The 7,403-nt window shown below is 66.1% G+C and carries 6 protein-coding genes; 1 reads left to right on the plus strand and 5 read right to left on the minus strand.

The window, feature by feature from the left end; translation table 11 throughout:
• Positions 1 to 2 precede the first annotated feature (2 nt).
• The 4 genes from lldR to N7367_RS15550 all read right to left on the minus strand — a co-directional run bounded on the left by lldR (position 3) and on the right by N7367_RS15550 (position 4,047).
• On the minus strand, positions 3 to 767 hold the full coding sequence (lldR, locus tag N7367_RS15535) for a transcriptional regulator LldR (RefSeq protein WP_053517636.1): 765 nt from the start codon (positions 765 to 767) through the stop codon (positions 3 to 5).
• Between the two features lie 71 nt (positions 768 to 838).
• Positions 839 to 2,497, minus strand: coding sequence for an L-lactate permease (lldP, locus tag N7367_RS15540; protein ID WP_279942730.1), 1,659 nt, complete (start codon positions 2,495 to 2,497; stop codon positions 839 to 841).
• A gap of 214 nt (positions 2,498 to 2,711) precedes the next feature.
• Entirely contained in the window at positions 2,712 to 3,161 is a 450-nt protein-coding gene (locus tag N7367_RS15545; protein WP_053517640.1) for an MgtC/SapB family protein, read from the minus strand.
• Between the two features lie 127 nt (positions 3,162 to 3,288).
• Positions 3,289 to 4,047: an SDR family NAD(P)-dependent oxidoreductase gene (locus N7367_RS15550; RefSeq protein ID WP_053517641.1), complete on the minus strand. Its 759-nt coding sequence runs from the start codon at positions 4,045 to 4,047 to the stop codon at positions 3,289 to 3,291.
• A gap of 172 nt (positions 4,048 to 4,219) precedes the next feature.
• Between N7367_RS15550 and N7367_RS15555 the strand changes: the two genes are divergently transcribed.
• Positions 4,220 to 5,311 carry an alkene reductase gene (locus N7367_RS15555; RefSeq protein ID WP_279942731.1) on the plus strand — a complete coding sequence of 364 codons (1,092 nt, stop codon included), beginning with the start codon at positions 4,220 to 4,222 and terminating at the stop codon, positions 5,309 to 5,311.
• Positions 5,312 to 5,406: 95 nt separating this feature from the next.
• On the opposite strand, the gene N7367_RS15560 is transcribed toward N7367_RS15555, so the two are convergent.
• Positions 5,407 to 7,317, minus strand: coding sequence for a CocE/NonD family hydrolase (locus N7367_RS15560; protein ID WP_279942732.1), 1,911 nt, complete (start codon positions 7,315 to 7,317; stop codon positions 5,407 to 5,409).
• Positions 7,318 to 7,403: the final 86 nt, after the last annotated feature.

The following is a 7,403-nucleotide window of genomic DNA, read 5'->3' on the forward strand; positions in this document are numbered from 1 at the left end:
GGTCAACCGTGTGGGGAAGGCAGGCGCGAGGCCCGCGCGCGCCGGGCTTCGTTGTCGTCGAGCGTGCGCAGCGTGGTGTGCACGAACTCAAGGTGGGCATGCGCGGCGGCGCGCGCGCGTTCGGGATCGCCGGCCAGCACCGCATCCATCATCTCGCGGTGCTGGTCGGACAACGGCGAGAAGGTCCTCGCCGAGGTATAGAGTTTCTCGCGGCTCTGCGAGATGTTGGTCTGCAGCAGATCGAACAGGCCACGCATCACCTGCAGCAGCACCAGGTTGTGCGACGCTTCGGCGATGGACAGGTGGAAGGCCGCATCGGCCTCCGCCTCGCCTGAAGGATCATCCTTGCCATGCGCATCCATCATGGTCTGGAAGGCCTGGGCGATGCGTGCCCGATCCTCATCGGTGGCACGCAGCGCTGCATGCCAGGCCGTCGCTCCTTCCAGCGCGTGACGGATCTCCAGCACGTCGAAGCGGTATTCCGGGTCGCCCTGGAACAACGGCAGGTACGGAGCCAGGGGTTCATCCAGCGCCTGCCGCGCGCGCGTCGCCGGCTCCGCCACGTAGGTGCCGCCGCCCACGCGTGCGCTCAGCAGGCCCTGGCTGGACAGCTGCGCGATGGCCTCGCGCAGCGCCGTGCGCGAGACACCCAGCTGCACCGCCAGTGCGCGCTCGGCCGGAAGCCGGTCACCCGGCTGCAGCTGCCGCTCCTGCACCAGACCACGCAGCTGCGCGGCCACCTTGTCTGAAATCCGTTGCGTGCTCATGGCGCCATTGTGGCCCGAAGCGCCTGGCAGGTGCGGCCCATGCTGCGCGGATAGGTCGTCGGCTGCATGGCTCAGGGAATCATCCAGGTCAGCCAGTACGCCTGCGCGGTGGTGATCAGGCCGACCATCACGGTGAAGATCAGACTGTGCTTGACAGTGAAGCGGAACAGGTCCGATTCCTTGCCGGCCAGGCCGACCGCGGCGCAGGCGATGGCAATCGACTGCGGCGAGATCATCTTGCCGGTGACGCCGCCGGTGGTGTTGGCCGCCACCAGCAGCACCTCGGACACGCCGATCTGCTGCGCAGTGGTGGCCTGCAAGGCCGAAAACAGCGCGTTGGAGGACGTGTCCGAGCCGGTCAGGAACACGCCCAGCCAGCCCAGGAACGGCGAGAAGAAGGTGAATGCCTTGCCGGTGTGGGCCAGCGCCAGCGCCAGCGTGGCCGACAGGCCCGAATAGTTGGCGATGAAGGCAAAGGCCAGCACCATGCCGATCGAGTAGATGGGCGTGCGCAGCTCGCGGACGGTCTCACCGAAGGTCTGCAGCGCCGCCTTGGCCGGCATGCGCAGGGCGATGATGGCAATCACTGCGGCGAGGATGATCGACGTGCCGGTGGCCGAGAACGCGTCGAATTTATAGACCGCCTCGTAGCTCAACGGCGCAGGCACGATCGGTGGCATCTTCTGCACCATCTGGTCCAGGCCCGGCACCGGGATCTTCAGCACCCAGCTTTCCAGCGGGCCACCCGCCGCGAACAGCGACTTGAAGGGCTTGATGCTCCACAGCGTGACCATCGCGGTGAGGATCAGGAACGGCGACCAGGCCTTGGCGATCTGGCCAACGCTGTAGCGCGGCGCTTCCAGCGCCTGGGCGGCCGCCTCGGCGCCGGTTTCGGTATCGAAGCGGAAAATGCGCACGGGTTTCCAGCGGCGCAGGAACAGGGTCAGGCACACCAGCGACGCCAGCGACGCGGTGATGTCCGGCAGCTCCGGCCCGATGAAGTTGGAGGTCAGGTACTGGGCAATGGCGAACGACCCGCCGGCCACCAGCACCGCCGGCCAGGTTTCCCTGACGCCACGCCAGCCATCCATGATCGCCATGATCCAGAACAGCACGATGATGGTCAGGAACGGCAGCTGGCGACCGGCCATCTGGCCGATCTCGAAGGCCTCCAGCCCGGTGACCTGTCCCGCCACGATGATCGGAATGCCCATCGCACCGAATGCCACCGGCGCGGTATTGACGATCAGGCACAGGCCCGCTGCATACAGCGGCTTGAAGCCCAGCCCGACCAGCAGCGCTGCGGTGATCGCCACCGGCGCGCCGAACCCCGCCGCGCCTTCCAGGAAGGCACCGAAGGCGAAGCCGACCATCAGCATCTGCAGCCGCTGGTCTTCAGTCACCGACAGGATCGAAGCGCGGATGATGTCGAACTGCCCGGTCTTGACCGAGACCTTGTACAGGAACACCGCGCCGATGATGATCCAGGCGATCGGCCACAGCCCGTAGACGAAACCGAAGCCGGCCGCGCCCAACGCCTGGGTGAGCGGCATGCGGTAGAACAGCAGGGCCACGGCCAGTGCGATGGCCACGGTGATCGTGCCGGCCAGCCAGCCTTTCATGCGCAGCACGGCCAGGGCAACGAAGAAGAACGCGATCGGCAGCAACGCGATCAGGCTGGACAACCACAGGTTGCCGGCGGGGTCGTACAGGTGTTGCCAGGGCTGCATGGAGGCTCTCGACGGGGGCGGAATGTTTCCCCACCGCATGCGATGGGACGCCGTGGTCACGATTATTGGTATTACCAACAATCAGATTCATCGGACCACTTGAAGCCGATTGAACCGCCATTTCGACGAAGAGCCTATTAGACCATGGAGTTACCGGACATATTGGTATTACCAATAAAGCGCCACATGACAGAAGCTCGAAGGTGCTGCCCCGCTAGAGCCTGTCCGCCAACCGTCGCATCACCGCCAGCACCAGCAGGCACAGCACGCTCACACCAAGGGCAATGACGTACTTGCCGATGCCCACTGCAATCCCGATGGCGGCGGCCATCACCAGCGAACTGGCCGTGGTCAGCCCGCTGACCTGGTCCTCGCGGCTGCCACGCAGGATGGTGCCTGCGGCAACGAAGCCGACGCAGGCCACCACCGCTTCGATCAGGCGCACCGGGTCGACCTGCAGCAGGTCGCGGTAGCGCTCCTGCTGGAAATGCTCGGCCACGGAATCGCCGAGGCCCACGATGAGCGCTGCGGCGCCGGCAATCATCATGTGCGTGCGCAGGCCCGCCGCATGCTTGCCCATCTCGCGCTCGATACCGAGCACGCCACCGAACAGCATCGCGGCGGCCACGCGCAGCAGGATCGATACATCCTGGTTGAGTTCCATCGACGTCTCCGGGAGTTTCCCGGAGCGTTGCGCGTCAGCCGTCGGATCGCGGTGAAGGCCGCACCACGGCCCGTTCACCCGGTAGCACCGGGCCATGCCCGGCACCACCATCCCTGCGGTCACCGCATCACTGCGCCAGATAACCGCCATCGATCGCGTAATAGGTGCCGGTCGCGAACGAGGCATCATCGCTGGCCAGCCAGGCCACCAGCGCCGCCACTTCCTCGGCCTTGCCCAGGCGCTTCAACGCGTGGCGGTCTTCCAGCGTGGCGCGCACCTTCGGATCCATCTTCTCCAGCAGCGGCGTGGCGATGAAGCCCGGCCCCACCGCATTGACACGGATGCCATCGGCGGCATGCTCCCACGCTGCGGTCTGCGTCAGGCCGACCACACCATGCTTGGCTGCCACGTACGCGGTCGAACCGGCATAGCCCACCTGGCCCAGGATCGAGGCCATGTTGATGATGCTCCCGCCCTTCCCAGCCGCGCGCATGGCCTGGATCTGCGCACGCTGGCACAGGAATACACTGGTCAGATTCACATCGACCACCCGCTTCCAGCCATCGACGGGATAGTCGCCGCTGCTCGCCGCCGGACCGCTGATGCCGGCGTTGTTGACCGCGACGTGCACGCCGCCCAGCTCCTTCACTGTGCGCTGCACCGCCGCCTCCACGGCAGCCTCATCCGTGACGTCCAGGGCGATGCCGATGGCGCGGCTGCCACGCCGGGCCAGCGCTTCCACGGTGGCGTCTACCGCGTCCTGCTTCAGGTCCCACACTGACACCGCAGCACCGGACGCTGCCAGCAGTTCGGCCACGGCCAGGCCGATGCCGGAAACGCCACCGGTCACGATCGCCGTCTTGCCGCCGAGCTGATAGTCGATCATCTGTGTTCTCCATCTATCGGGAATCGATGTGGACACGCGTCCACCCGCGACCCACGGTACGCCCCGCCGTGTTACGGCCGCGCCACTTCCAGGCGCTGCAACGAACCTTCCCATCGCTGCAACGCGTTCGACCGTATGCTCGACCTCACCCTCCCCTGCTGTGGAAACTCCAATGAATCCCGCTGACGCCCTGCTGTTCACGCCCACTCACCTGGGTGACATCGCTGCCGCGAACCGCATCGCCATGGCACCGCTGACGCGCAACCGCGCCCTGCCCGACCGCGTCCCTTCTCCGCTGGCGATCACCTATTACCGCCAACGTGCCAGTGCCGGCCTGATCATTGCAGAAGCCACCCAGATCAGCCCTCTGGGCCAGGGCTACCTTGATACGCCGGGTATCTACAGCGCCGAGCAGGTCGCTGCGTGGAAATCCATCACCGACGCGGTACACGCCGAAGGTGGCCGCATCGTGCTGCAGCTGTGGCATGTGGGTCGCATCTCCCACACCAGCCTGCTGCCGGAAGGCGAAGTGCCGGTGGCACCCAGCGCCCTCCGCGCCAACGGCAAGACCTTCACCGCCAATGGATTCGAGGATGTCTCCGCGCCGCGCGCATTGGCGCTGGAGGAGATCCCGCAACTCATCGAGGATTACCGCGTCGCCGCGCGCAATGCCATTGCCGCAGGCTTCGATGGCGTCGAGGTACATGCAGCCAACGGCTACCTCATCGACCAGTTCCTGCGCGATGGCAGCAACCATCGGGACGATGCCTACGGTGGAAGCATCGAGAATCGTACGCGGCTGCTGTTCGAGGTGGTCAGCGCGGTCGCCGAAGCAATCGGCGCCGGCCGCACCGGCGTGCGCCTGTCACCGGTCACCCCGGTCAATGATGCCCATGACAGCAACCCGCAACCGCTGTTCAACCGTGCAGTGGAGCGCCTGGACACGATCGACGGACTGGCCTTCATCCATGTCATCGAAGGTGCAACCGGCGGCGATCGGGACAACATCCCGTTCGACTACCCTGCGCTGCGCGCACGCTTCCGTGGCGCCTGGATCGCCAACAACGGATACGACGTTGAGCGTGCCAGGCAGGCCCTTGCCAGCGGCTATGCCGACATGATCGCGTTTGGTCGGCCCTTCATCGCCAACCCGGATCTGGTCGCGCGACTGCGCAGCGGTGCGCCGTTGGCCGAGCTCGACCCGGCCACGTTGTATGGCGGTGGCGAACACGGCTACACCGACTACCCGGCACTGGATGCCTGACGACAGGTGCAAGCCCGGTCCACCGCGACCGGGCATGGCCCGACGTTGCCCATGGAAGGTGGCGCCGGGCCACGCCCGGCGTTGCCCGCCCCGTTTCAGTACACCGGCAGATCGATGTAGCTGGCCTGCGCCGCGCTGTGCCAGACCCGCTGCGTGGCCTTCTGGTAGTCGCCCGGCTTGGCCAGGTAGATGTTCGGCACATAGGTCTGCGGGTTGCGGTCATACAGCGGGAACAGGCTCGACTGCACCTGCACCATGACCCGGTGCCCCTTCTGGAAGGTGTGGTTGGCGTTGGGCAGGTCGAAGCGGTAGGGCAGCACCTGGTTCGCCGCCAGCGGCTTCGGATCGCTGAAGCTTTCGCGGTAGCGGCCACGGAAGATCGCCAGTGACACCGGCAGCTCATAGCCGCCCATCTCCGGCGCCGAGGCCTCCTGGTCCGGATACACATCGATCAGCTTCACCACCCAGTCGCTGTCGGTGCCGCTGGTGGACGCCTGCAGGTGCACTACCGGCGCGCCGCCGATGCGCAGTGGCGCGGCCAGCGGTTCGGTGATGAAGGTCAGCACGTCAGGTCGGCCATCGACGAAGCGCTGATCCTTGACCAGCCAGGTCGTCCACATGTCGCGGTCACCGAAGCGCACCGGGCGCGGTACGAACGGCACCGGCTTGGCCGGGTCGGACACGTATTCCTCGAAGTCGCCCTCGCCCTCCGCCGGCGCCTGGAACGCCAGCTTGCCGCCGGCACGCAGATAAAGCGGTTTGCTGCGGGCGGCGCACCCCTGGTCGCAGCTGCGCGGCCAGCCCTTCAGGCGATCCCAGTGGTTTTCACCGGTGTTGTAGATCAGCACCGGCGGTGTGTCCGCCTTCGGCGCGCCGTCCACCAGGTACTGGTCGAAGAACGGCTTGAGCACATCGCGGCGGAACTGCAGCGCGGTATCGCCGTCGAACTTCAGCGCGCCCAGTTCGCTGGCGCTGTAGTTCACCTGGCTGTGCCGCCATGGCCCCATCACCAGATAGTTGCGGTCGTTGCCGCTGTCGCGCCCTTCCATCGCCTGGTAGGCGTGGTTGGCACCCCACATGTCCTCCTGGTCCCACAGGCCCTGCAGCCACAGGGTCGGCACCTTCAACGGCGTCTTGGCCATCACCGCATCCAGCGCCTGGCCCTGCCAGAAGGCGTCATACGCCGGGTGCTCGACCAGCTTCTTCCACCAGGTCAGCTGGTCCACGCCGGTGAAACGGGCGTAGTCGCCAGCCGAGCCGATGCGCAGGAAAGTGCTGTAGTCGTCATAGCCCAGGCTCGGCAGCGGCGTGCCCTTGCCGCGCTTCTCGGTCTGCATCGCGAAGTAGTTGAAGTTGACCTGGCGGAAGGCGCCGTAGTTGAGCCAGTCGTCGCCCATCCAGCCATCGACCATCGGGCTCTGCGGTGCCGCCACCTTCAACGCCGGATGCGGATCGGTCAACGCCATCACCACGGTGAAACCTTCATAGGACGAGCCCAGCATGCCGACCTTGCCGTTGCTCTCGGGCACGTGCTTCACCAGCCAGTCGATGGTGTCCCAGGCGTCGGTGGAGTGATCCACCTTGGTGTTGTTCAACGGCCCGCGCAGCGGCCGGGTCATCACGTAATCGCCTTCGGAGCCGTACTTGCCACGGATGTCCTGGAACACGCGGATGTAACCGCTGTCGACGAACACCTCGTCGCCCTGTGGCAGCAGGTCGCGCATGCGCGGCGAGTCACTACGGTTGGCGCGGCCGGCAGCATCGTAGGGCGTGCGGGTCAGCAGGATCGGCGCGTTGCGGGCGCCCTTGGGCACCACGATCACCGTATACAGCCTGGTGCCATCACGCATCGGCACCATCACCACGCGCTTGTCGTAGTCGCGCCCCACATCCGGGGCAACGAAAGGCTTGCCGCTGATGTCCGGGGTCATCGGCGGAGTATCGGCAGCCAGCACGCTGCTGGACAGGCAAAGGGCGATGGCTATTGCAACGGCACGCACACGCATGGACAACCCCTTCCGGCGGGAAAGTTCCAAGCCTACTCCTGCCCTGCCCTGTGAAGGGTGTGACGGCTTTGCATTCTGCGGCGGAT

The organism is Stenotrophomonas sp. GD04145 (genome assembly GCF_029835135.1).
In the GTDB taxonomy this organism is placed as follows: domain Bacteria; phylum Pseudomonadota; class Gammaproteobacteria; order Xanthomonadales; family Xanthomonadaceae; genus Stenotrophomonas; species Stenotrophomonas maltophilia_P.